We start from the raw sequence: 21,549 nt of genomic DNA, 5'->3' as shown, positions 1-21,549 counted from the left end.
TCCGCATGGACGACGAGAAGGCGATCAAGCACAAGGGGCCGGTGGTCCTACGCCGGGGGCGAAACTCGGAAACTTCCACCTCCGATCAGCGGTTGCTCGATCAGCGGGGACCCGGAAACTGGATTCACACCGACACCTGGCGGGTGCTGCGGATTCAGAGCGAATTCGTGGAGGGCTTCGGTGCACTCGCCGAGGTGCCCAAGGCCGTCACCGTGTTCGGTTCGGCGCGTACACCGAAAGGCCATCCGCAGTACGAACGCAGTCGAGAACTCGGAAAAGCCCTCGCCGAAGCCGGATTCGCGGTGATCACAGGTGGTGGACCCGGAGTGATGGAGGGCGCGAACCGCGGTGCGTGCGAGGCCGACGGATACTCCATCGGACTCGGCATCGAGTTGCCGTTCGAACAAGGTCTCAACGAGTGGGTGGACCTGGGCATCAACTTTCGCTACTTCTTCGTTCGAAAGACGATGTTCGTCAAGTACTCTCAGGCATTCGTGTGCCTACCCGGTGGGTTCGGCACGCTCGACGAGATGTTCGAGGCGCTGACGCTGGTGCAGACAGGCAAGGTCACTCGGTTCCCGATCATCCTGTTGGGCACCGAATTCTGGTCCGGGCTGATCGACTGGATCAAGAACACCCTCGTGGCCGAAGGCACAGTGTCGCCGTCGGACCTCGAGCTCATTCATTGCACCGACAGCGTCGAACAAGCAGTGCAGATCATTCGGAGTACGACGGGGGAGAAGTTGTGAGTTGGAACGTGTGTGTCTACTGCGCCTCGGGGCCGGTGGATGCATCCTTCATCGAACTGGCCCGCGAGCTCGGGACAGCGATCGGCCACCGCGGCTGGGGTTTGGTGTCCGGTGGCGGCAACGTGTCGATGATGGGTGCAGTCGCCGAGTCTGCGCGGGCGGCCGGTGCCTTCACCGTCGGCGTCATCCCGAAGGCTCTCGTGCATCGCGAAGTCGCCGACGTCGATGCGGACGAGCTGATCGTCACCGACACGATGCGGGAGCGAAAGAAGATCATGGAGGATCGCGCCGACGCCTTCATCACGCTTCCCGGCGGGATCGGCACGCTGGAGGAGCTGTTCGAAACGTGGACGGCCGGCTACCTCGGCATGCACGACAAGCCCATCGTGTTGCTGGATCCAGTGGGGCATTTCGGCGGTCTGCTGCAGTGGGTAGACAGTCTCTCCTCGACGGGATTCGTTCAGCAGCGAGCCCTGGACGCGCTGGTCAGAACGGTGACGATCGAGGCCGCACTCGATGCTTGCTCGCCTCGGGAGTGACCTATCAACTCTTGTTACTCTGGAGTAGGGTAAGAAATCTCACATCGAACACATAAGGGGAGTTCATGGCTGTCGATGCCCGTCAGAAAATCGGAGTGACCGACCTTGCCGTCGCGTTGCCGAAAATGGTGACGGAGGTGCCGAGCCTGCTGAAGGGCTTGGCGGGCTTCACCCGCAAGCCGCACCACAAGGCTTCCATCGGTCAGGTCTTCCAGGACGCCGCTGCCAAGCGCGGCAGTCATCCCTTTGTGCGATTCGAAGGCGAGTCGATCTCGTACACCGACGCGAACGCGCTGGTCAATCAGTATGCGGGTGTGTTCGCCGATCGGGGTGTCAAGCGCGGCGACGTCGTAGGCGTGCTGAGCAAGAACCGCCCCGAGGCGTTGTTCGCTGCGCTTGCGGCCGTCAAGCTCGGGGCCACGGCGGGGATGCTCAACTACAACCAGCGCGGTGACGTACTCGAGCACAGCCTCGGAATCCTCGACGCCAAGGTTCTGGTGTTGGACGAGAACGCGCAGGAAGCTCTCGACTCTCTCGAGAAGGCGCCGCAGGTGGGATCGGTGGTTCCGCTGCGCGAGCTCGCCGAACTCGCGAAGAAGGAGTCGTCGGCCAACCCGGCGGTCACGTCCGAGATCCAAGCCAAGGAGAAGGCGTTCTACATCTTCACCTCGGGCACCACCGGGATGCCGAAGGCGTCTCTGATGAGTCACTTCCGCTGGCTCAAGTCGATGTCCGGGCTCGGAAACATGGGCGTCCGGCTGCGCGGAGACGACGTCATCTACTGCTGTTTGCCGCTCTATCACAACAATGCCCTGACGGTGACGCTGTCCTCGGTGCTTGCCGGCGGTGCGACGATGGCGATCGGCAAGCAGTTCTCGGTCAGCAACTTCTGGCAAGACATCAAGGTGAACAAGGCAACGGCGTTCACCTACATCGGTGAACTGTGCCGTTACCTGCTGACTCAACCGAAGAAGGACACCGACCGCGACAACACGGTCAAGCTCGTCGTCGGCAACGGTCTCCGCCCTGAGATATGGGAGGAGTTCACCGATCGTTTCGGTATCGAGCGGGTCGCCGAGTTCTACGGCGCCAGCGAGTGCAACATCGCGTTCGTGAACGCGCTGAACATGAAGAAGACCGCAGGCGTGTGCCCGTTGCCGTACGCAGTCGTCGAATACGACGAGGAGAGTGGCAAAGCCAAGCGCGGGGAGAACGGAAAGCTACGCAAGGTAGGCACCGGTGAGGTCGGTCTGCTGCTGTCGAAGGTCACCGATCGGGCGCCGTTCGACGGCTACTCCGACGACGCGGCAAGCGAGAAGAAGTTGGTCCGTGACGGATTCAAGGACGGTGACCAGTGGTTCGACACCGGTGACCTCGTTCGGAAGCAGGGCTGGTTGCACGTCGCCTTCGTCGACCGACTCGGTGACACCTTCCGATGGAAGGGCGAGAACGTCGCGACGACGCAGGTCGAGGGCGCACTCGGTGGGCATCCGGCCGTCGACGGCGCGGTCGTCTACGGCGTCGACATCGACGGCACCGACGGCAAAGCGGGAATGGCTGCAGTGACACTGCGGGACGGAGAGGCGTTCGACGGCAAAGCCGTCGCAGAGCATCTGTACGACAAGCTTCCGACGTACGCGGTGCCACTGTTCGTCCGGGTCGTCGAAAGCCTGGAAACGACCTCGACGTTCAAGAGCCAGAAGGTCGCTCTGCGCAAACTGGGGTACGAGGACGACGGCGACAGCGAGCTGTACGTGTTGCGCGGAAAGTCGGGCGGCTACGACAAGGCCTACGACGGCTACGTCGACGAAGTCGCGGCAGGCAAGGCTCCCAGCTCCAAGTAGCCAGCTGGCACGACGCCGAGCCGTGCCAGACTGGTTTTCATGAGCACTCTCTGCGGCAAGTCGGTGCCGGACGATCGCGCACTCGTCATGGCGATCGTCAACCGCACTCCCGACTCGTTCTACGACAAGGGAGCAAATTTCACCGATGTCGCAGCAATGGCTTCGGTGCATCGGGCTGTCGCAGAGGGTGCGGACCTGGTCGACATCGGTGGCGTCAAAGCCGGTCCTGGTGCCGGAGTGGACGCCGCCGAGGAGATCCGACGTGTCGTCCCGTTCGTCGAGGCGATCCGCGGTGAGTACCCGGATCTGCTCATCAGCGTCGACACGTGGCGCAGCGAAGTCGCTCGTCTTGCGTGCGGTGTCGGTGCCGACCTGATCAACGACACGTGGGCGGGCGCAGATCCGGACCTCGTTGCCGTTGCTGCCGCGGAAGGCGTCGGGATCGTCTGTTCTCACACCGGCGGGGCGACGCCGAGAACCCGCCCGCATCGCGTCCGATACACCGATGTGGTTGCCGATGTGGTCTCCGAGGTGACGGCCGCGGCCGAAAAAGCTGTCGCGGCGGGGGTGCGGAAGGGCTCGATTCTTATCGATCCGACTCACGATTTCGGAAAAAACACCTTCCACGGGCTCGAGTTGTTGCGTCGCGTGGACGTTCTTGTAAACACCGGGTGGCCTGTGCTCATGGCGCTGAGCAACAAGGACTTCATCGGGGAGACTCTAGGTGTAGAACTCGCCGACCGGTTGGAGGGAACATTGGCAGCGACAGCATTGGCCGCGGCAGGCGGCGCCCGAATGTTCCGGGTGCACGAGGTTGCGTCGACCAGAAGAGTCGTAGACATGGTTGCGGCGATCCAGGGAACGAGAATCCCGGCTCGGACAGTGAGGGGTCTCGCATGACCCTTGCCGACCGAACCACCGTGACGACATCATGGGCAGACACCAACGGCTGGGATTCTCCGTCGTGGTCACTGGCGGAGTTGGAGGCAGCCAAGGCAGGCCGCACCGTCTCGGTCGTATTGCCTGCGCTCAACGAGGAAGACACTGTCGCCGCAGTAGTGGACACGATCCACCCACTGCTCGGCGGTCTCGTCGACGAGTTGATCGTGCTGGACTCCGGATCGACCGACGCCACCGCAGAGCAAGCCACGGCGGCAGGGGCGCGAGTCATCAGCCGCGAAGAAGCGATTCCAGGGCTGGATCCGGTCAGGGGAAAGGGCGAGGTGCTGTGGCGTTCGGTCGCGGCATCTACTGGAGATCTCATTGCGTTCGTCGATTCCGATCTCATCAACCCGGACCCGGCGTTCGTACCGAAGCTCCTCGGTCCACTTCTGATGCGTGACGGCATCCATCTCGTGAAGGGCTACTACCGTCGACCGCTGCGCACGAGCGGCACGGAGGACGCCAACGGTGGAGGTCGAGTCACCGAGTTGGTCGCGCGACCGATGCTCGCCGCGCTCCGGCCCGAACTGACCGGCGTTATCCAACCGCTCGGCGGCGAGTACGCGGGAACGAGGGAACTGCTGTCCTCGGTACCGTTCGCGCCCGGCTACGGCGTGGAGATCGGGCTGCTGCTCGACACCTACGATCGGCTGGGACTCAACGCCATAGGTCAGGTCAACCTCGGCGTGCGCAAGCACCGCAACCGTCCTCTGGTCGAACTCGGCGCGATGAGCCGACAGATCGTGGGGACCATGCTGAACAGGTGTGGGATGGTTGATTCGGGCGCCGGGCTCATGCAATTTCGCGTCGACGGCGACTCGTTCGTGCCGTTCTCCACCGAGGTGTCGCTGGCCGATCGACCGGCCATCAATACCTTGCACGTGTGACGGGCAGGGCCGCATGAGAACATTCAGCAATGCTGACGCTCCTGATGTACGTCGTCATCATTGCCGTCATCGCGGCCCTGCTCTTCTTCGTAGCGAGCGCCGTATTCGGGCGCGGTGAGGAACTCGAGCCACTCCCGGAAGGGACGACTGCGACGGTTCTGCCGGCCGAAGGGGTGACCGGGGATGACGTCCGGATGCTGAAGTTTCAGCAGACACTCCGCGGATACGATCAGCGCGAGGTCGACTGGGCACTCGACAGATTGGGCGCCGAGATCGATCTACTCAGATCCAGGCTCACTGCCGTCGAAGCGCCGGTCACAGCCGAAGCGCCGACCGTTGCAGACGAACAATGACGTCGGTCGAAGGGCCCGACGGCAAACTCCGATGCCCCTGGGGTGCAGTCGACGACGAGCTGTACCGGGACTATCACGACACCGAATGGGGCCGTGTGCTCCACGGCCGTGACGCCCTCTACGAGCGGTTGTGCCTGGAGGCTTTTCAATCGGGGCTGTCCTGGATCACAATTCTGCGCAAGCGGGAGAACTTCCGTGCTGCATTCGAGGGATTCGACGTCGAGAAGGTTGCCTCCTTCGGGGCGGACCACGTCGAGCAATTGATGACCGACCGATCGATCGTGCGGAACCGCGCCAAGATCGTGGCGGCCATCGGCAATGCCAGGGTCATCCTCGATCTACGCGACACCGACTTGGACTCGCTACTGTGGTCTTTCGCGCCGCCGCCCCGACCACGACGTCTCGTTTCGGCATCGGATGTGCCCGCAGTGACCGAGGAATCGATATCGATGGCCAAGGAACTCAAGCGCCGCGGGCTGCGATTCATCGGTCCGGCGACGGCCTATGCGTTGATGCAGGCCACCGGAATGGTGGACGATCACCTGTCCGATTGCCTCGTGACACCGCCGAATACCGACTCCGGTTCCCGGTATGGCCCTGGATAGGGAAGAATAGGACTCGAGAACATCGCCGCTCACGGCGAGAACATCTTTTTTTGACCGACGCGCAGAGCAGGGTGGCGCAGATCTGGAGGGAGCAGAGGATGGCGGCGATGAAGCCCCGGACCGGGGACGGTCCCCTCGAAGCAACCAAAGAGGGACGAGGGATCGTGATGAGGGTGCCGCTGGAAGGTGGTGGACGTCTTGTCGTCGAACTCACCCCTGACGAAGCAGCCGCACTCGGTGAAGAGTTGAAAGGCGTCACCGGTTAACTGCTCGTCTGTTTCTGTGCCAAGCCCCGCTTGCCGATCCGGTAGGCGGGGCTTCGTGATGGGGTCGGGTACATGCTCTCCGACGTAGTAGACGTACTGATCTGCCCCCACTGCGGTGCCGGTGTCGATCTCGTCGATCGCACGGTCCTGTGCGACCGCGGACATACCTTCGACGTCGCGAGGCAGGGCTACGTCAGTCTCCTGTCCGGGAGTGCAGGCAAGATCGTCGGAGACTCGGCGGAGATGATCGCCGCGCGGACGGAGTTTCTCGATGGCGGGCACTTCGCTCCGGTGTCGGACGCGGTGGTCGACGCCGTCGGTCAGCGCGAGACTATCCTCGAAGTCGGCGTCGGCAGCGGGCACTATCTGGCAGCGGTACTCGAGCGAACCGGTGGGCGCGGCGTCGGCGTCGACGTGTCCAAGGCGGCGGCTCGTCGTGCCGCCCAAGCACATCCTGCCATCGGATCGGTCGTTGCCGATGTGTGGCGGGGGCTGCCCGTGCGTGCGGGATCGATAGCCGCGGTCACGTGTGTCTTTTCGCCACGAAATGCGGTGGAGCTCAGGCGAGTACTCGAACCCGACGGGATTTTGATTGTTGTGACCCCGACGGCCCGACATCAGCAGGAGCTGATCGGCACTCTCGGCCTCATCGGTGTCGACGAGGACAAGGCCCGCAGGCTCGGGGATTCACTGGCCGGAAAATTCGATCTGCTCGACCGCACGAGCGTCGAGTACCGGATGCACCTGGGCCACACCGAAGTCGAGAGCCTCGTCGCTATGGGCCCCTCGGCGCGCCATACGACGGAATCATCGCGGCGGGAGTCGATATCGGACCTGCCGGACACCGTCGAGGTGACGGCGTCCGTCGTGGTCGGGACTTATGCCCGCCGTGCGAGCGCTGCCTCGTAGACCTCGACCGTCTGCTGAGCGATGGCACCCCAGGAAAACTCGGCGACGGCCCGCGCTCTGCCTGCCGTCCCCATGGTCGCCGCCGTCTGTGGATCGAGGGCTACCTCGTTCACTGTCTGTGCCAGCGCCCGCTCGAATGCTGCAGGCTCGTAGGAATTGTAGTGAACCAGGCGCCCGGTGACACCGTCATCGACGACCTCGGGGATGCCCCCGACGTCCGATGCGACGACTGCGGTCTCTGTCGCCATCGCTTCGAGGTTGACGATGCCGAGGGGCTCGTACACCGAAGGGCACACGAAAACTGTAGCAGCAGAGAGTATTTCGCGGATCTTCTCGGTCGGTAGCATCTCGCGGACCCAGAAGACGCCGGTACGGGATCTTTGGAGCTCTTCGACGGCACGCTCGGTTTCGGCAGCGATATCCGGGGTGTCCGGCGCGCCCGCGCACAGCACGAGCTGGATCGACGGATCGAAATGGTGCGCCGCGGCAATCAGATGTCCAACGCCCTTCTGTCGGGTGATGCGTCCGACGAAGGCGACGATCGGTCTGTTCGGATCGACACCGATTGCATCGAGGGCAGAATCGTTGGCATCGGCTGCGGGGCCTGCATGCCAGTTCTCTGTGTCGATTCCATTGCGCACCACATGAACTCGGCTCGGGTCGAGACGGGGATAGGCGTCGAGCACATCTCGTGCCATGCCCTCGCTGACGGCGATGACGGCATCTGCGTACTCGACGGCGTTCTTTTCCGACCACGATGAAATTCGATAGCCGCCGCCCAGCTGCTCGGCCTTCCATGGTCGACGAGGTTCGAGTGAATGGGCGGTGAGGATATGCGGCACGCCGTACAGCTCCGCTGCCAGATGCCCGGCGAGTCCGGTGTACCAGGTGTGCGAGTGCACCACATCGGCACCTGCAGCCGCGTTGGCCATACGAAGCTCCGCCGACAACGTGGTCAGGGCGGCGTTCGCTCCTCGAAGTGCGGGGTCGGGATCGTGAACCTGCGCAGTGTCGCGCGGCGCCCCCATGCAGTGGATGTCGACCTCGCACAGCGCTTTCAGCTGCGCCGCCAGTTCGGTGACGTGTACACCTGCCCCGCCGTAGACCTCAGGCGGATATTCCCTTGTCATCATTGCAACGCGCACACCTGTCAACTTACATTCATCGGGCGAAACGCGTGTACTGCTAGCAAGGTTCATCCGCTACGGATAGGTTGGTAGCGTGAGGACACAACCGCACGTACTAGGGATCGTGCTTGCCGGCGGTGAGGGTAAGCGGCTTTACCCGATGACCGCGGATCGAGCTAAGCCTGCCGTCCCATTCGGCGGCGCATATCGACTGATCGACTTCGTTCTGAGCAACCTCGTCAACGCCGGTTACCTCCGGCTCTGCGTGTTGACTCAGTACAAGTCGCACTCACTCGACCGACACATCTCGCAGACTTGGCGCCTGTCCGGGTTCGCGGGGGAGTACATCACTCCGGTGCCGGCACAGCAGCGACTAGGTCCGCGCTGGTACACCGGCAGCGCCGACGCCATCTTCCAATCGCTCAATCTCGTCTACGACGAAGACCCCGAGTACATCGTGGTGTTCGGCGCCGACCACGTGTACCGCATGGATCCGGAACAAATGGTGCAGCAGCACATCGATTCCGGTGCAGGGGTCACGGTCGCCGGTATCCGAGTTCCGCGGAGCGAGGCTTTCGCGTTCGGGTGCATCGACAGTGACGAGAACGGCAACATCACGCAGTTCCTCGAGAAGCCGGCGCAACCGCCCGGCACTCCGGACGACCCCAACGTCACCTATGCGTCGATGGGTAACTACGTCTTCACGACGAAGGTGCTCATCGACGCGATCAAGGCGGACGCAGAGAACTCCGATTCCGATCACGACATGGGTGGCGACATCATCCCGGCGCTCGTCGAGGCCGGAGTCGCGTCGGTGTACGACTTCAACGACAACGTGGTTCCCGGCGCGACCGAACGCGATCGCGGGTACTGGCGGGACGTCGGCACCATCGATGCGTTCTACGACGCCCACATGGATCTGGTGTCCGTGCACCCGATCTTCAACCTGTACAACCGCCGTTGGCCCATCCGCGGCGCAGCTGAGAATCTGCCCCCGGCCAAGTTCGTTCAAGGGGGACTCGCACAAGAATCTGTCGTCGGCGCAGGTTGCATCCTGTCGGCGGCAACCGTCCGAAACTCCGTGTTGTCGTCGAACGTCATGATCGACGACGGGGCGACCGTCGAGGGCAGTGTGCTGATGCCGGGCGTCAAGATCGGAAAGGGCGCAGTGGTTCGGCGCGCGATCCTGGACAAGAACGTCGTCGTCGGTCCTGGTGAGATCATCGGGGTCGACCTCGAGCGTGACAAGGAACGGTTCAACGTCTCTGCCGGGGGCGTCGTCTCCGTGGGCAAGGGCGTGTGGATCTAGCTGCTCCGCCGGCTAGCAATGGGGTTGGCGGCTCCGCCGCTAGTGGCACGGTTAAGTGCATTCCCGTGCACTCAACCGTGCCACTGGGCGCGGAGCGCCTCTAGGTGCGCGAGGCGCAGATGAGCCCGTCGCCCAGCGGGAGCAGAACCGTCGTCAGTCGTTCGTCCTCGGCGATCGCACGAGCTGCTGCTCGGACTGCCACCGTGGTGGCGTCGCGCTGGGTGGTGTCGGGGACTCGCCCGCCGAGTAACGCGTTGTGCAGGACCAATACGCCGCCTGGCCGCAGCAATCGGACGCTCTCTTGGACGAAGTGCAGCTGATCGACAGGACTTGCGTCGATGAACACCAGGTCGTAGGTGTCGTCTGCGAGACGAGGTAGGACGTCGAGTGCCCACCCGTTGATCAACCGCGTCCGCGACGGCGCGATACCACCGGAGCGGAACGCTTCCTTGGCTGCGCGCTGGTGTTCGGGCTCGGTGTCGATAGTCGTGAGGACGCCGTCGTCGCGCATCCCGTCGAGCAGCCACAGACCGCTGATTCCGGCGCCGGTGCCGATCTCTACGACGGTCTTGGCGCCGAGCATCTGGGTGAAGATGCTGAGCACCGCGCCGACCGATGGAGGGATGGGTGCAGCGCCCAATTCCTCGGCCCGCTCTCGGGCCGAGACCAACACCTCGTCCTCCTGAACGGACTCCTCGGCATACGACAGTGATCTCTCGGCGTTTGTCGGCACAAGTGCAGGTTATCGCGGCTCGAGCGAAGCCCGCGGAGCGACGCGGTCGAGCTGCCCGTCACATTCTCAGCAGCGCCTCAGCTTATTCACACGTCCGCCACACGCGGGTACGAGAGGCTACAGGGGATCGCTTGATCGACAAGCAACACGAAGAGGAACAACTCGTCGGTGCCGTTGGTTGAACACGGCAGCGTGGGCCGCACCGACACGTGTTCCTGAGCAGGAGGATCCAGCCATCTACAAGATCAACGGAGATCTCGACACCGCTCTGCTGCCTGAGTCCGCGACCGAGGACTTGAGCGGCACCGCAGTCTTCGACGCTACCGGCGAACAGAACACGATGCCGTCCTGGGACGAGCTCGTCCGCGAGCACGGCGACCGGGTGTACCGACTCGCGTACCGACTCTCCGGCAATGCTCAGGATGCTGAAGATCTCACTCAGGACACTTTCATTCGAGTCTTCCGATCGCTGTCGAACTACCAGCCGGGGACTTTCGAAGGATGGCTTCACCGCATCACGACCAACCTCTTCCTCGACATGGTCCGTCGTCGCAACCGCATCCGCATGGAAGCGCTGCCCGAGGACTACGACCGTGTCCCCTCCGAACTGCCGAACCCCGAGCAGATCTATCACGACGCACGGCTCGACCCCGATCTTCAGTCTGCACTCGATTCGCTTGCACCCGAGTTTCGCGCGGCCATCGTGTTGTGTGACATCGAAGGACTGTCGTACGAGGAGATCGGTGCAACACTGGGCGTGAAGTTGGGAACGGTTCGTAGCCGTATCCATCGTGGACGCGCGGCGCTACGCGAGTACCTTCGAGTTAGCGGGAAGGTCGACTCGGGTCACGAACGTGTTCAGTAGCTACCAGGAGGGTTGGATGACGCAGGCGCAAGAGCCACGGCGGTTCAGCTCTACCGAGCACTTGGCCAGCGAGGCCGTGGCAGCTTTCGCCGACGGAGAACTGCGGATGGCGGCGTATCTGCGTGCGGCCCGTCACATCGCCGAATGCCCCGAATGTGCTGCCGAAGTCGATGCCCAGCAGCAGGCGCGTGCCGCTCTGAAGGATTCCGGTGAGATGTCGATGCCCGGTTCCCTCCTCGGTCTACTCAGTCAGATACCGATGTGCGAGCCCCCGGCGTGCGCTCCGGGCGAGGCTAAGAACGACGCGGAACGCAGGCGGCGTGTCATCGTCACGTCGGTCGCGAGCCTTCGCAGACGGCGCCGGTAGTTTCGCGCTGTGTAACCTTGGCCGCTGTGACCGACGTTAGCGAGGGGTACCGGGAACGCGTGAGCACTTCTACAGATCCTGAGGCACCGCGGCTGCCCCCGAGGCCCGTGTATCGGCCGAACGTCGACCCTGCGTCCGCTGCGGCATTCGGTCGGCCGAGTGACGTGGACGGTTCTTTCTCGCCTGCGGCGAAACGTGCCGAACCATCGCCCGGCATCTCCGCACGTGTTCCGGATCCAGTCCTCGCAGAGGCCTTCGGCAGGCCCTCCGACGCTGTCGAGTCGCTGCAGCGTGATCCCGACGCCCCGACCGGTCCACCGGAGCCGGAACCCGAACCAGAGGATCCGTGGCGTGATCCGACGTCGACCGTACGACTCGGTGCGGCAGCGGCCGAGACACCTGCGCCCGCGACGCCTCCTGTCGGCCCGAAGCTCGGTGTTCGGGAAGTTCTGCTCGGTGAGCGTGTCGCCCCCAAGACTCTCGTGGTCCTCGGTGCGTTGGCGTTGGCGATCGGACTCGTCGGTGGACTGATCGGCCGGGAGACGGCCGAGGTATCGGGCGCATTGACCAGTCAGAAGGTCAAACTGACGCAGTCGACGGGCGAGGATCTGCCCCAAGGGCAGGTGGCGCGCGTCGCCGACGCGGTACTGCCGTCGGTGGTGTCGATTCAGGTCACGCTCGGCGACAACGCGGGCACCGGATCGGGAGTCGTCTTCGATGGGGACGGATACATCGTCACCAACAACCACGTCATTTCGATGGCTGCGACCAACCCGGACACCGCGACTCTCCAGGTGACGTTCTCCGACGGAACCAAGGTTCCCGCGGACATCGTCGGCCGCGACACCAAGACCGACCTCGCGGTGTTGAAGACAGATGTCGGCAACCTCACCGAAGCCCAACTCGGGAATTCGGCGGATGTACAGGTAGGCGAGGATGTCGTCGCTGTAGGTTCACCGCTCGGCCTGAGCAAGACCGTCACGCGGGGGATCGTCAGCGCACTCGATCGTCCCGTTCGTCTGTCCGGCGAGGGCACTGACACCGATGCCGTCATCGACGCGGTGCAGACAGACGCGGCCATCAACCCTGGGAACTCGGGCGGGCCGCTCATCGACGCCGAAGGCCGTGTCATCGGCATCAACTCTGCGATACGCAGCGAAAGCGGTGGATCCGTCGGGCTCGGATTCGCCATTCCGATCGACGACGTCACCGAGGTCGCGCAGTCCCTCATCAACACCGGCGAAATGAAGCATCCGGACATCGGTATCAATGCGCGATCGGTGATGAACGATGCCACCTCCGGTGCCGAGGTGGCCAATGTGCGGTCCGGCGGCCCGGCGCAGGCCGCGGGCATCGTCGAGGGGGACGTGATCACGAAGGTCGGCGACCGGACGGTGACGAGCGCCGACGAACTCGTCGTCGCAGTGCAGTCCAGTGAAATCGGACAGTCGACGCCCGTGCAGCTCGTGCGATCGGGCCGACTCGTCGATGTCTCCGTCACGCCGGTTTCGGACTAGGCTGGTCACGTGTTCGGCAACATCGGCTGGGGAGAGCTCGTCATTCTCCTGGTAGCAGCACTCGTCATCCTCGGACCTGACCGGCTTCCGGGTGCCATAACCTGGGTCACCAAGTCGATCCGACAGGTCAAGGACTACGCCAACGGCGCGAGTCAACAACTCAAGGACGAGCTCGGCACCGACTTCGAGGACTTGCGCAAGCCGCTCGCCGATCTCAATCAGCTGCGCGGAATGACTCCCCGCGCGGTGATCACCAAGCACCTCCTCGACGGCGACGACTCGTTGTTCAAGGGCACGTTCGACGGCAAGCCGTTCGACAACAAGCCGGTATCGAACAAGCCGGTATCGAACAACCTGTCGGTCCAGAAGCCGTCGCTCGACAAGAAGCTACCCGCAGGCGCGACGCCGCCGATCGATTCCGACGCGACGTAGCCGCTCTTCGGACCGCTTGAATGGTCCATTCATACGATCTGGCAGCATGAACGGACCATCCAAGCGGGTGGGACCTACAGCACCTTGTTCAGGAAATCCTGAGTCCGAGGGTTCTGCGGATTGCCGAACAGCTGGTCCGGAGTTCCTTCCTCGACGATGACACCCTCGGCCATGAAGATGACGCGATCCGACACCTCGCGAGCGAAGCCCATCTCATGCGTCACGACGACCATCGTCATGCCGCCCTTCGCGAGATCGCGCAACACCTGAAGTACCTCGCCGACCATCTCGGGGTCGAGAGCGGACGTTGCCTCGTCGAACAGCATGATCGACGGGCTCATGGCGAGCGCCCGGGCGATGGCGACACGCTGCTTCTGTCCACCGGACAGGCTGGCGGGCTTGTAGTTCGCGCGGTCGGACAGGCCGACCTGCTCGAGCAGCTTCAGCGCCACCTCCTTCGCCTGAGCCTTAGACATCTTCTTCGTCTCGACGGGGGCGAGCATGACGTTCTCCAGCGCCGTCATGTGCGGGAACAGGTTGAAGTGCTGGAACACCATACCGATGTTCTGGCGAACCTTGTCCAAGTCGACGCTCTTGCCGGTCAGGTCGATACCGTCGACGACGACGTGTCCTGCCGTGATGTCCTCGAGCTTGTTGAGGCAGCGAAGGAACGTGCTCTTGCCCGATCCCGATGGGCCGATGACGCACACGACCTCACCGTTGGCGATCTCGGCGTCGATGCCCTTGAGGACTGTGTTGTCGCCGAATGCCTTCTGGAGTCCCTTGATCGAGATCTTGGTGTCGGTGCTTACGTGTTGACTGCTCACTTGTTGATCCTCTTCTCGAGCCGGTTCGACAGTTTGGTGAGAGCCATGATGATGATGAAGTACATGACACCGATGATCAGCCACATGTTGAACGATTCGAAGTTGCGAGCGATGATCAACCGGCCCGTCTGGGTCAGTTCGGCGAGACCGATGACCGACAGCAGTGACGTGTCCTTCAACGTGATGACGAACTGATTGATGTACGACGGAATCATCGTGCGGATGGCCTGTGGCATGACGACGCGTCGCATCGACTTGAGGTAGCTGATACCGAGGCTTCGCGACGCCTCCATCTGGCCCTTGTCGACGGCGAGGATGCCGCCTCGCACGATCTCGGCCATGTACGCACCTGCGTTGAGCGAGAGCGTGATGATGCCGGCGGTGAAGGCGGACATCTGGAAGCCGAGGGCCGCCGGAACACCGAAGTAGATGAAGAATGCCTGCACCAGAAGCGGTGTGCCGCGGAAGATGTCGACATAGGTGGTACCGATGCCGCGGAGCACGATGTTGGTCGACACCCGGAAAAGACCGAAGATGGCACCGAGCACGAGGGCGATCGCGATGGAGATGACAGTCAGCACTATCGTCAGCCAGAGGCCTTTGAGCAGTAGCTGCCAGCTACTGGCGATGAGGCCGGGGATAGAGGTGTCCGACGTCGACGCATCGGCGCTGAGGTACGTATCGAGGATCTCGTCGTACTGCCCGCTGGCGCGCAGGTTTGCCAATCCGGTGTTGAACTGATCCAGCAGCTGGGCGTTGGTGCCCTTTGCGACGGCGAAACCGTAACTGGCGCCGGACTCCTTGTCGGTGACGGTCTTGAATCCGTTGCCCTGCTTGATGCCGTAGGCCAGCACTGGATAGTCCTCGAAAGCGGCTGCCGAGTTGCCGGTCTTGACCTCCTCGAACATCGTCGCCGAGTCGTCGAAACTGCGGATCGTGAAGCCGTACTGGTCGGCTATGGACGCTGCGAACGTTGCGCCCTCGGTGCCGTTCTTGACGGCAACTGATTTGCCGCGCAGGTCCTCGTAGCCTTCGATGTCGTTGTTGCTGTCCAGGATTGCCATCTGAACGCCGGAATCGAAATAGGGATCCGAGAAGTCGAACGTCGCCTTGCGCGCATCCGTGATGGACATTCCGGCGATCATGCCGTTGAACTGTCCACTGGTGACGCCTTGCAGAGCGGTGTCGAATCCGACCTGTTCGACGGTGTACTCGAAGTTCTGATCGACCGCGATCGCAGCGAGCAAATCCATGTCGATGCCGACCAGATTGCCGCTTTCGTCCTGAAATTCGAACGGCGCGAACGTGGTGTCCGTTGCGATGGAGTAGTTCTGGGCAGGCGGCGGGGGTTGAGCGGACGCCAGTGCTGGGCCCAGCATCGATCCCAGCAGGGTTACGAACAGTGCGAGCAGGATCGGTACGAGTACCGGCCTGCTCCGATGCGGCTTCGTCATGCAGGCCACTCTCTATCGACGGGAAGGATTCTTAACGAATCATAAGACTCCGACCCTCGACACACTTACTTCCGGGTGGTATCGATGCTGAGCGACATCCCGACCAGCCCGCGTTCGCGAACCGCCAATTTCTGTGCGACGGACTCGAGAGCTTGTGCCGCGGGGGTTTCCGGGTGGCTGAGGACGATCGGTGTGCCGGCATCACCGCCCACACGAACAGCGGTATCCAGTGGAATCTGGCCGAGCAGAGGAACACTCGCGCCGACGGCTTTGGTCAGACGATCCGAGACATCTTGGCCGCCACCGGATCCGAAGATGTCCATGCGCGTGCCGTCGGGGAGTTCGAGCCAGGACATGTTCTCCACGACGCCCGCGATGCGCTGCCGTGTCTGAAGTGCGATCGCTCCTGCACGCTCGGCAACCTCCGCTGCGGCCTGCTGCGGCGTTGTGACGACGAGGATTTCGGCGCCGGGTATCAACTGCGCGACGGAGATCGCGATGTCACCGGTGCCCGGCGGCAGATCCAGGAGCAGGACGTCGAGGTCGCCCCAGAACACATCGGCGAGGAACTGTTGGAGCGCGCGGTGCAGCATCGGTCCGCGCCACACGACCGGGGTGTTGCCGGACGTGAACTGTGCGATCGAGATGAACTTAACTCCGTGCGCTTGCGGCGGCATGATCATTTTCTCGACCTGCGTCGGCTTCGCATCGTTGCCGAGCATGCGAGGAACGGAGTGACCGTAGATGTCCGCGTCGAGCACACCCACGGTCAGGCCGCGCTTGGCCAACGAGGCAGCGAGGTTCACCGTGACGGACGACTTGCCGACACCGCCCTTGCCCGAGGCGACCGCGTACACACGCGTCAGCGAACCTGGTTGGGCGAACGGAATGATCGGCTCACTGGAGTCGCCGCGCAGGGACTTGCGGAGTTCGGTGCGCTGCTCGTCGTTCATGACGTCGAGTTCGACACTGATCGCGCCCACGCCCGCGACGTCGGCGACGGCTTTGGTGACGCGGTCGCTGATCTCGGTCTTCATCGGGCATCCAGCCGTGGTGAGGTAGATGCCGACATCGACGGACCCGTCGTCCCCGATCCCGATGCTCTTGACCATTCCCAGGTCGGTGATCGGTTTACGAATTTCCGGATCGATGACCTTCGAGAGCGCGCTTCGAACGTCGGATTCCGTCAGTACAGCCATGCACCCATGCTAGATGCAGGCCGAAACGGTCAGTGAATGCGGGGAAGCTGGTCGGAGGTGGGGACGATGCCGGTTGCGTAACCGGTGGACCAGGCGAGCACGTTGGCGACGTAGGCCATCGAGTTGTTGTACCGCAGGATCGCCCTGGTGGTCTGACCGAGGTCGCGCAGGTTCAGGCCTCCGTCGCACAGGTAGTCGCCGGTGGCGAGGGCGGCGTCGTAGAGGTTCTGCGGATCGGAGATGCCGTCACCGTTGCCGTCGGCCCTGTAGCGGTTCCAGGTTTCGGGGAGGAACTGCATCGGTCCGACTGCGCGGTCGAAGTTGGGATCACCGTCGAGTGCTCCGCCGTCGGTGTCGGCGATGACGTTGTTGCCGGCGAGGCTGCCGTCGAGTCGCGGGCCGAGGATGGGTTCGAGCAGCTGTCCGAGCGGGTCGGCCTTGCCGTTGTTGGCGTGGGTGGACTCGACGCGACCGATGCCGGCGATCAACGTCCAGCTGATGCCGCAAGCGGGCTGTACCTCGGCGAGGATCTTCTCTGCGTTCTTGTACGCGGAGACGTTGACTGTCGGGATCGCGATCGGGCTTGCCGCGAGGTTGGTGGGGAGTTCCGGCGTCGCGGGGACCTCGGGCGCCGGGGCGGGGGCGGGCTCGGTCTGCGGTACCGGCGCTTCGGCCTCGGCGACCGGCTGGGCTGCGCCTGCTTCGGGCAACGGCTCAGGCGTCTCGATGACTTGCTCGGCTTCCTGGGAAGTGGAGTTCGCGTTCATGAACGGGATGTACTCGGTCGCACCCGCGCTGGTCGCCGCGGTGATGAGCCCGGCAGGCACGAGACCGGTCAGAGCAATCACCGAACTCCGGCGAACAGTGGAATTCGATGCTTTTCTGTGACGTCCCACGCCTTGATACCTCCTGCTTGTGTACGAACCGCAGTCGAGGGTACCTGATTCGAGACGCTTCTGTTATCGGGCTGTTATCAAGTTCGGTCCAGCTCCGCTGACCTCCGGGTATGGCAGGTTCGCCGCCTCGACCACCGTGATGTCAGGGCGCGTCCACGGGGTCCACACCATCCGCGGGCTCGTCGCGCTTGCGGCTTTGCTGCTTCTTCCGGGACTTCTTCTGCGGTGTCGGATCGGCGCCGAGCTGCTCGATCATCTCGCGAATCTCTTCGAGTTCGCGGCGCAGATAGTCACGCGTTGCCACTTCGCCGACTGCAATACGCAGCGATGCGAGTTCGCGCGCGAGGAACTCGGTATCCGCTTTCGTCTGCTGCGCCCGCGCGCGGTCCTCCTCGAGCGAGACCCGGTCACGGTCGTCCTGACGGTTCTGCGCGAGCAGGATCAGCGGCGCCGCGTAGGCAGCCTGCGTCGAGAACGCGAGGTTGAGGAGGATGAACGGGTAGGGGTCCCACTGCAGGTTGAGCGCGGCGACATTGAGGAAGATCCATACGATGACGATGCCCGTCTGGATAGCCAGGTAGCGGCCCGTGCCGAGAAATCTGGCGGCGCGTTCCCCTGATCTGCCGAGGTCGACGTCGAGGCGAAAGTTCACCAGCCGCGACCCCCGCGGGGTGTCCATGCGCTGACGAGCTGTTTCCTTCACTGTCCTGCCACCTCCTGATCACGCCAGTCCTCGGGAAGAAGATGGTCGAGCACGTCGTCGACCGTCACCGCGCCGACGAGGTGCTCCTCGTCGTCGACGACCGGTCCGCAGACGAGGTTGTAGGTCGCGAAGTACCTGGTCACGGCCGTCAGGCTGTCGTCCGGGCCGAGCTTGGGCAACGCCTTGTCGATGATTCCGCCGACCAGGCTGGCAGGTGGTTCACGAAGGAGCTGCTGTAGGTGCACGCAGCCGAGGTACGCCCCGGTCGGAGTCGCAGTGGGGGGACGGACGACGAACACCAGCGACGCCAGGGCAGGCGTCAGGTCGGGGTTGCGCGCGCGGGCGAGAGCCTCGGCGACGGTCGTGGACGCGCTCAGCACTACGGGTTCGGTCGTCATCAGACCGCCCGCGGTGTCGGGGGAGTGTTCGAGCAGACGACGAACCGGCGCGGAGTCCTCGGGGTCCATGAGGCGAAGCAACGATTCGGCTTCCGTCTCGGGGAGCTCCCCGAGAAGGTCGGCAGCGTCGTCGGGATCCATGGCCTCGAGAACATCGGCGCCTCGGTCGACGCCGAGGTAGTGCATCATCTCGACCTGATCGTCGTCGGGCAGCTCTTGGACGACGTCGGCGAGTCGCTCGTCGTCGAGGGCCAGCGCGACTTCCATGCGTCGTTTGACGGGTAGTTCGCGCATCGCGTTGGCGACATCGGCTGCACGGAGATCCTCGAACTGCATCAACAGCTGCGCGACGCCCTGGCCGGGCAACGACAGTTCGTTCTGAGTGATTCCCTGCACGTGCTGCCAGTCGACGACGTGAATTGCGCCGCGCCTGGCGAGCCTGCCGCGTTGCCGACGCACCGCGACTCGGGCGACGAGCCAGTCGCGAGTGCGGGTGAGTTCGATGCCCAGATCCACGACGACGGAGTCGGAGTCGTGCAGTTCCTCGAGTTCCGGATCGTCTACGCGAACCTTGGAGTCGAGGATCTGCGCGAACACCAGGATTTCGTTTGCGCGTTGCGAGAATCGCCTGAGACTGACGTTGCCGGTGGTCAGCTGTACCGAGTTCGGCTCGATGCTCGTAACCCGAAGCATCGGCACGAAAATTCTTCGGCGCGTGGCAAGTTCGACGACCAGTCCCAACACGCGGGGTTGCGCGCGGCCGACGCGCATCGTCACCACGAGATCGCGGACACGGCCAATGGATTCGCCGTCGGGTCCGAGAACTACCAGACCAGCCAGCCTGGCCGCGAATACCTTGCTCAGAGCTGCCATGATTGCAAGGTTAGAGCCTGCGGCGGCCAATCAGAGAATTGGACAGCAAGTAAAGCGAGAAGGAGAACGCGACCCCCATGACTTCGGTGCATCACAGCCGGCCCCGCCGATCGGTGCTGGCCGTTCCCGGCAGTTCCGCAAAGATGATCGACAAGGCCAAGGGACTTCCCGCCGACGCCGTCTTTCTCGATCTGGAGGACGCCGTCGCGCCGATTGCCAAGGTCGAAGCCCGCGGACGCATCGTAGAGGCGCTCAACTCGGACGGGTGGGGTTCTCAGCTCAAGGTGGTCCGCGTCAACGACTGGACGACGCCGTGGACTTACGGGGATGTCATCGACGTGGTCTCCGGGGCCGGCGCAAATCTCGACGCCATTCTGCTGCCGAAGGTCGAGACGGCAGCGCACGTGAGCGCGCTCGATCTTCTGCTGACCCAGGTCGAGAAGACGAGTGGACTCGAGGTCGGCTCCATCGGAATCGAGCCTCAGATCGAGAGCGCGCGCAGTCTGCGGAACATCGACGAGATCGCCACTGCGAGTGCACGCGTGCAGACTCTCGTGTTCGGCCCGGCGGATTTGATGGCGAGCGTCAACATGCGCACCCTCGTCGTCGGCGAGCAACCCGAGGGGTACGACACCGGTGACGCCTATCACCACATTTTGATGACGATCCTTCTCGCTGCGCGCACTCATGGCCTGCAAGCGATCGACGGCCCGTACTTGCATATCCGTGACCTCGACGCCTTTCGGCGCGCGGCGGGACGCACTGCCGGGCTCGGCTTCGACGGCAAATGGGTACTGCATCCCACCCAGATCGACGCGGCCAACGAGATCTTCAGTCCGCGCCAGGCTGATTTCGACAAGGCCGAGGAGATCCTGGAGGCCTACGACTTTCACACCTCTGCTGCCGGCGGTGCACGGGGCGCAGTGATGCTGGGCGAGGAGATGATCGACGAGGCTTCTCGGAAAATGGCGTTGGTCATCTCGGCCAAAGGGCGGGCAGCAGGAATGGTCCGCACCGGTTCGTGACCTGACTGGGCCAAGAGTTCGCCCGGCTGTCCGTTTCCCTGACGGGCAGAACCGGGCACAATAGAGAAATGACGAACCCACTTTCGCAGCCCGGCCGCCCAGGCCAGGGGCTCCCGACGCCGCCGTCCGGTTGGCCGATCGGCTCCTACCCCACATACGCCGAGGCGCAGAAGGCGGTCGACTACCTCTCCGATCAGGAGTTCTCCGTGCAGGACGTCACGATCGTGGGCGTCGATCTCATGCAGGTCGAGCGTGTGCTCGGACGGCTGACGTGGCCCAAAGTCATTGGTGGAGGCGTTGTTTCGGGTGCATGGCTTGGCCTGTTCCTCGGTTTGGTGCTGGGAATTTTCACCAACGGGAACATTCTCGGGGCGCTGATCATCGGCATCATCGGCGGCGTCATCTTCGGACTCATCTCGGCAGCCATCCCGTACGCGGCCACGAAGGGGCAGCGAGATTTCGCGTCGAGCATGCAGTTGGTGGCCGGCCGATACGACGTCCTGTGCGAACCCAAGAGCGCGGAGAAGGCTCGCGACATGCTCGCCAAGTTGTCGATCTGAGCTCGTGCACATTACGGATTAGTCCCAATATCCCCCCTAATGTCCCCACCGATCCGTGTAGTTCGGTTACGTTTCTTTGCGTGTAGGGCAGTGTCATGAAGCAGCCCTGCACACGTACTCGAAAATACGGAGGCGGAAAGTGCCGAGACAAAGAGGTCCGAGGCCGAGAA

The 21,549-nt window shown here is 63.3% G+C and carries 24 protein-coding genes; 16 read left to right on the top strand and 8 right to left on the bottom strand.

What is annotated here, in order from left to right; translation table 11 throughout:
• The first annotated feature begins 5 nt into the window (after positions 1-5).
• The 9 genes from WDS16_RS15915 (at position 6) to WDS16_RS15875 (ending at position 7,094) form a co-directional block, all read left to right on the top strand.
• Positions 6-749 (top strand): TIGR00730 family Rossman fold protein, encoded by a 744-nt coding sequence (locus tag WDS16_RS15915; RefSeq protein WP_338886208.1) that lies wholly within the window; start codon positions 6-8, stop codon positions 747-749.
• Positions 746-1,288, top strand: coding sequence for a TIGR00730 family Rossman fold protein (locus tag WDS16_RS15910; protein ID WP_338886207.1), 543 nt, complete (start codon positions 746-748; stop codon positions 1,286-1,288). The genes WDS16_RS15915 and WDS16_RS15910 overlap by 4 nt, the downstream gene beginning before the upstream one ends.
• Positions 1,289-1,353: 65 nt before the next feature.
• Positions 1,354-3,132, top strand: a complete 1,779-nt coding sequence (locus tag WDS16_RS15905; RefSeq protein WP_338886206.1) for a long-chain-acyl-CoA synthetase — start codon at positions 1,354-1,356, stop codon at positions 3,130-3,132.
• A 39-nt stretch (positions 3,133-3,171) separates the two neighbouring features.
• Positions 3,172-4,032, top strand: coding sequence for a dihydropteroate synthase (folP, locus tag WDS16_RS15900; RefSeq protein ID WP_338886205.1), 861 nt, complete (start codon positions 3,172-3,174; stop codon positions 4,030-4,032).
• A complete protein-coding gene (locus tag WDS16_RS15895) occupies positions 4,029-4,961 on the top strand; it encodes a glucosyl-3-phosphoglycerate synthase (RefSeq protein ID WP_338886204.1) in 933 nt (310 codons plus the stop codon). Before folP ends, WDS16_RS15895 begins: the two co-directional genes overlap by 4 nt.
• Before the next feature lie 29 nt (positions 4,962-4,990).
• Positions 4,991-5,314 carry a DivIVA domain-containing protein gene (locus WDS16_RS15890; protein ID WP_338886203.1) on the top strand — a complete coding sequence of 108 codons (324 nt, stop codon included), beginning with the start codon at positions 4,991-4,993 and terminating at the stop codon, positions 5,312-5,314.
• Entirely contained in the window at positions 5,311-5,919 is a 609-nt protein-coding gene (locus WDS16_RS15885) for a DNA-3-methyladenine glycosylase I (protein ID WP_338886202.1), read from the top strand. Before WDS16_RS15890 ends, WDS16_RS15885 begins: the two co-directional genes overlap by 4 nt.
• A 98-nt stretch (positions 5,920-6,017) precedes the next feature.
• Positions 6,018-6,185: a DUF3117 domain-containing protein gene (locus tag WDS16_RS15880; RefSeq protein ID WP_068369835.1), complete on the top strand. Its 168-nt coding sequence runs from the start codon at positions 6,018-6,020 to the stop codon at positions 6,183-6,185.
• Between the two features lie 72 nt (positions 6,186-6,257).
• Positions 6,258-7,094 (top strand): methyltransferase domain-containing protein, encoded by an 837-nt coding sequence (locus WDS16_RS15875; RefSeq protein WP_338886201.1) that lies wholly within the window; start codon positions 6,258-6,260, stop codon positions 7,092-7,094.
• On the opposite strand, the gene glgA is transcribed toward WDS16_RS15875, so the two are convergent.
• Positions 7,064-8,239 (bottom strand): glycogen synthase, encoded by a 1,176-nt coding sequence (glgA, locus tag WDS16_RS15870; protein ID WP_338886200.1) that lies wholly within the window; start codon positions 8,237-8,239, stop codon positions 7,064-7,066. The genes WDS16_RS15875 and glgA overlap by 31 nt on opposite strands.
• Before the next feature lie 76 nt (positions 8,240-8,315).
• Between glgA and glgC the strand changes: the two genes are divergently transcribed.
• Positions 8,316-9,530 (top strand): glucose-1-phosphate adenylyltransferase, encoded by a 1,215-nt coding sequence (gene glgC / locus WDS16_RS15865; RefSeq protein WP_338886199.1) that lies wholly within the window; start codon positions 8,316-8,318, stop codon positions 9,528-9,530.
• Between the two features lie 100 nt (positions 9,531-9,630).
• Here glgC and WDS16_RS15860 read toward each other — a convergent pair whose 3' ends face one another.
• Complete coding sequence (locus WDS16_RS15860; protein WP_338886198.1) at positions 9,631-10,263, bottom strand: O-methyltransferase; 633 nt, start codon at positions 10,261-10,263, stop codon at positions 9,631-9,633.
• 235 nt (positions 10,264-10,498) lie between these two features.
• Here WDS16_RS15860 and sigE point away from each other — a divergent pair, with 235 nt between their 5' ends.
• From sigE to tatB, 4 genes are read left to right on the top strand one after another with little or no spacing between them, the layout of a single operon-like run.
• Complete coding sequence (gene sigE, locus WDS16_RS15855) at positions 10,499-11,128, top strand: RNA polymerase sigma factor SigE (protein WP_422395835.1); 630 nt, start codon at positions 10,499-10,501, stop codon at positions 11,126-11,128.
• Positions 11,129-11,144: 16 nt separating this feature from the next.
• Entirely contained in the window at positions 11,145-11,495 is a 351-nt protein-coding gene (locus WDS16_RS15850) for a hypothetical protein (protein WP_338886197.1), read from the top strand.
• Positions 11,496-11,554: 59 nt separating this feature from the next.
• Positions 11,555-13,012, top strand: coding sequence for a S1C family serine protease (locus WDS16_RS15845; RefSeq protein WP_338886196.1), 1,458 nt, complete (start codon positions 11,555-11,557; stop codon positions 13,010-13,012).
• Between the two features lie 9 nt (positions 13,013-13,021).
• Positions 13,022-13,444, top strand: coding sequence for a Sec-independent protein translocase protein TatB (tatB, locus tag WDS16_RS15840; protein ID WP_338886195.1), 423 nt, complete (start codon positions 13,022-13,024; stop codon positions 13,442-13,444).
• 74 nt (positions 13,445-13,518) lie between these two features.
• On the opposite strand, the gene WDS16_RS15835 is transcribed toward tatB, so the two are convergent.
• The 6 genes from WDS16_RS15835 to WDS16_RS15810 all read right to left on the bottom strand — a co-directional run bounded on the left by WDS16_RS15835 (position 13,519) and on the right by WDS16_RS15810 (position 19,794).
• Positions 13,519-14,271 carry an amino acid ABC transporter ATP-binding protein gene (locus WDS16_RS15835; RefSeq protein WP_338886194.1) on the bottom strand — a complete coding sequence of 251 codons (753 nt, stop codon included), beginning with the start codon at positions 14,269-14,271 and terminating at the stop codon, positions 13,519-13,521.
• Positions 14,268-15,725 carry an amino acid ABC transporter substrate-binding protein/permease gene (locus tag WDS16_RS15830; RefSeq protein WP_338886193.1) on the bottom strand — a complete coding sequence of 486 codons (1,458 nt, stop codon included), beginning with the start codon at positions 15,723-15,725 and terminating at the stop codon, positions 14,268-14,270. The genes WDS16_RS15835 and WDS16_RS15830 overlap by 4 nt, the downstream gene beginning before the upstream one ends.
• 65 nt (positions 15,726-15,790) lie before the next feature.
• On the bottom strand, positions 15,791-16,924 hold the full coding sequence (locus WDS16_RS15825) for an Mrp/NBP35 family ATP-binding protein (RefSeq protein ID WP_338886192.1): 1,134 nt from the start codon (positions 16,922-16,924) through the stop codon (positions 15,791-15,793).
• A gap of 29 nt (positions 16,925-16,953) precedes the next feature.
• Positions 16,954-17,820: a murein transglycosylase gene (locus WDS16_RS15820; protein WP_338886191.1), complete on the bottom strand. Its 867-nt coding sequence runs from the start codon at positions 17,818-17,820 to the stop codon at positions 16,954-16,956.
• 142 nt (positions 17,821-17,962) lie between these two features.
• Positions 17,963-18,499 carry a DUF1003 domain-containing protein gene (locus tag WDS16_RS15815; protein ID WP_338886190.1) on the bottom strand — a complete coding sequence of 179 codons (537 nt, stop codon included), beginning with the start codon at positions 18,497-18,499 and terminating at the stop codon, positions 17,963-17,965.
• 20 nt (positions 18,500-18,519) lie between these two features.
• The gene (locus WDS16_RS15810) at positions 18,520-19,794 is read right to left on the bottom strand and encodes a magnesium transporter MgtE N-terminal domain-containing protein (RefSeq protein WP_338886189.1); all 1,275 of its coding nucleotides are present in this window, start codon (positions 19,792-19,794) and stop codon (positions 18,520-18,522) included.
• Between the two features lie 77 nt (positions 19,795-19,871).
• Here WDS16_RS15810 and WDS16_RS15805 point away from each other — a divergent pair, with 77 nt between their 5' ends.
• The gene (locus WDS16_RS15805; RefSeq protein ID WP_338886188.1) at positions 19,872-20,819 is read left to right on the top strand and encodes a CoA ester lyase; all 948 of its coding nucleotides are present in this window, start codon (positions 19,872-19,874) and stop codon (positions 20,817-20,819) included.
• Positions 20,820-20,887: 68 nt separating this feature from the next.
• On the top strand, positions 20,888-21,379 hold the full coding sequence (locus WDS16_RS15800; protein ID WP_338886187.1) for a general stress protein: 492 nt from the start codon (positions 20,888-20,890) through the stop codon (positions 21,377-21,379).
• Positions 21,380-21,549 lie beyond the last annotated feature (170 nt).

It is taken from the genome of Rhodococcus sovatensis (assembly GCF_037327425.1).
In the GTDB taxonomy this organism is placed as follows: Bacteria; Actinomycetota; Actinomycetes; order Mycobacteriales; family Mycobacteriaceae; genus Rhodococcoides; species Rhodococcoides sovatense.
The sequence above is the reverse complement of the archived record's forward strand: the minus strand, read 5'-3'. Positions and strand labels throughout refer to the sequence as shown.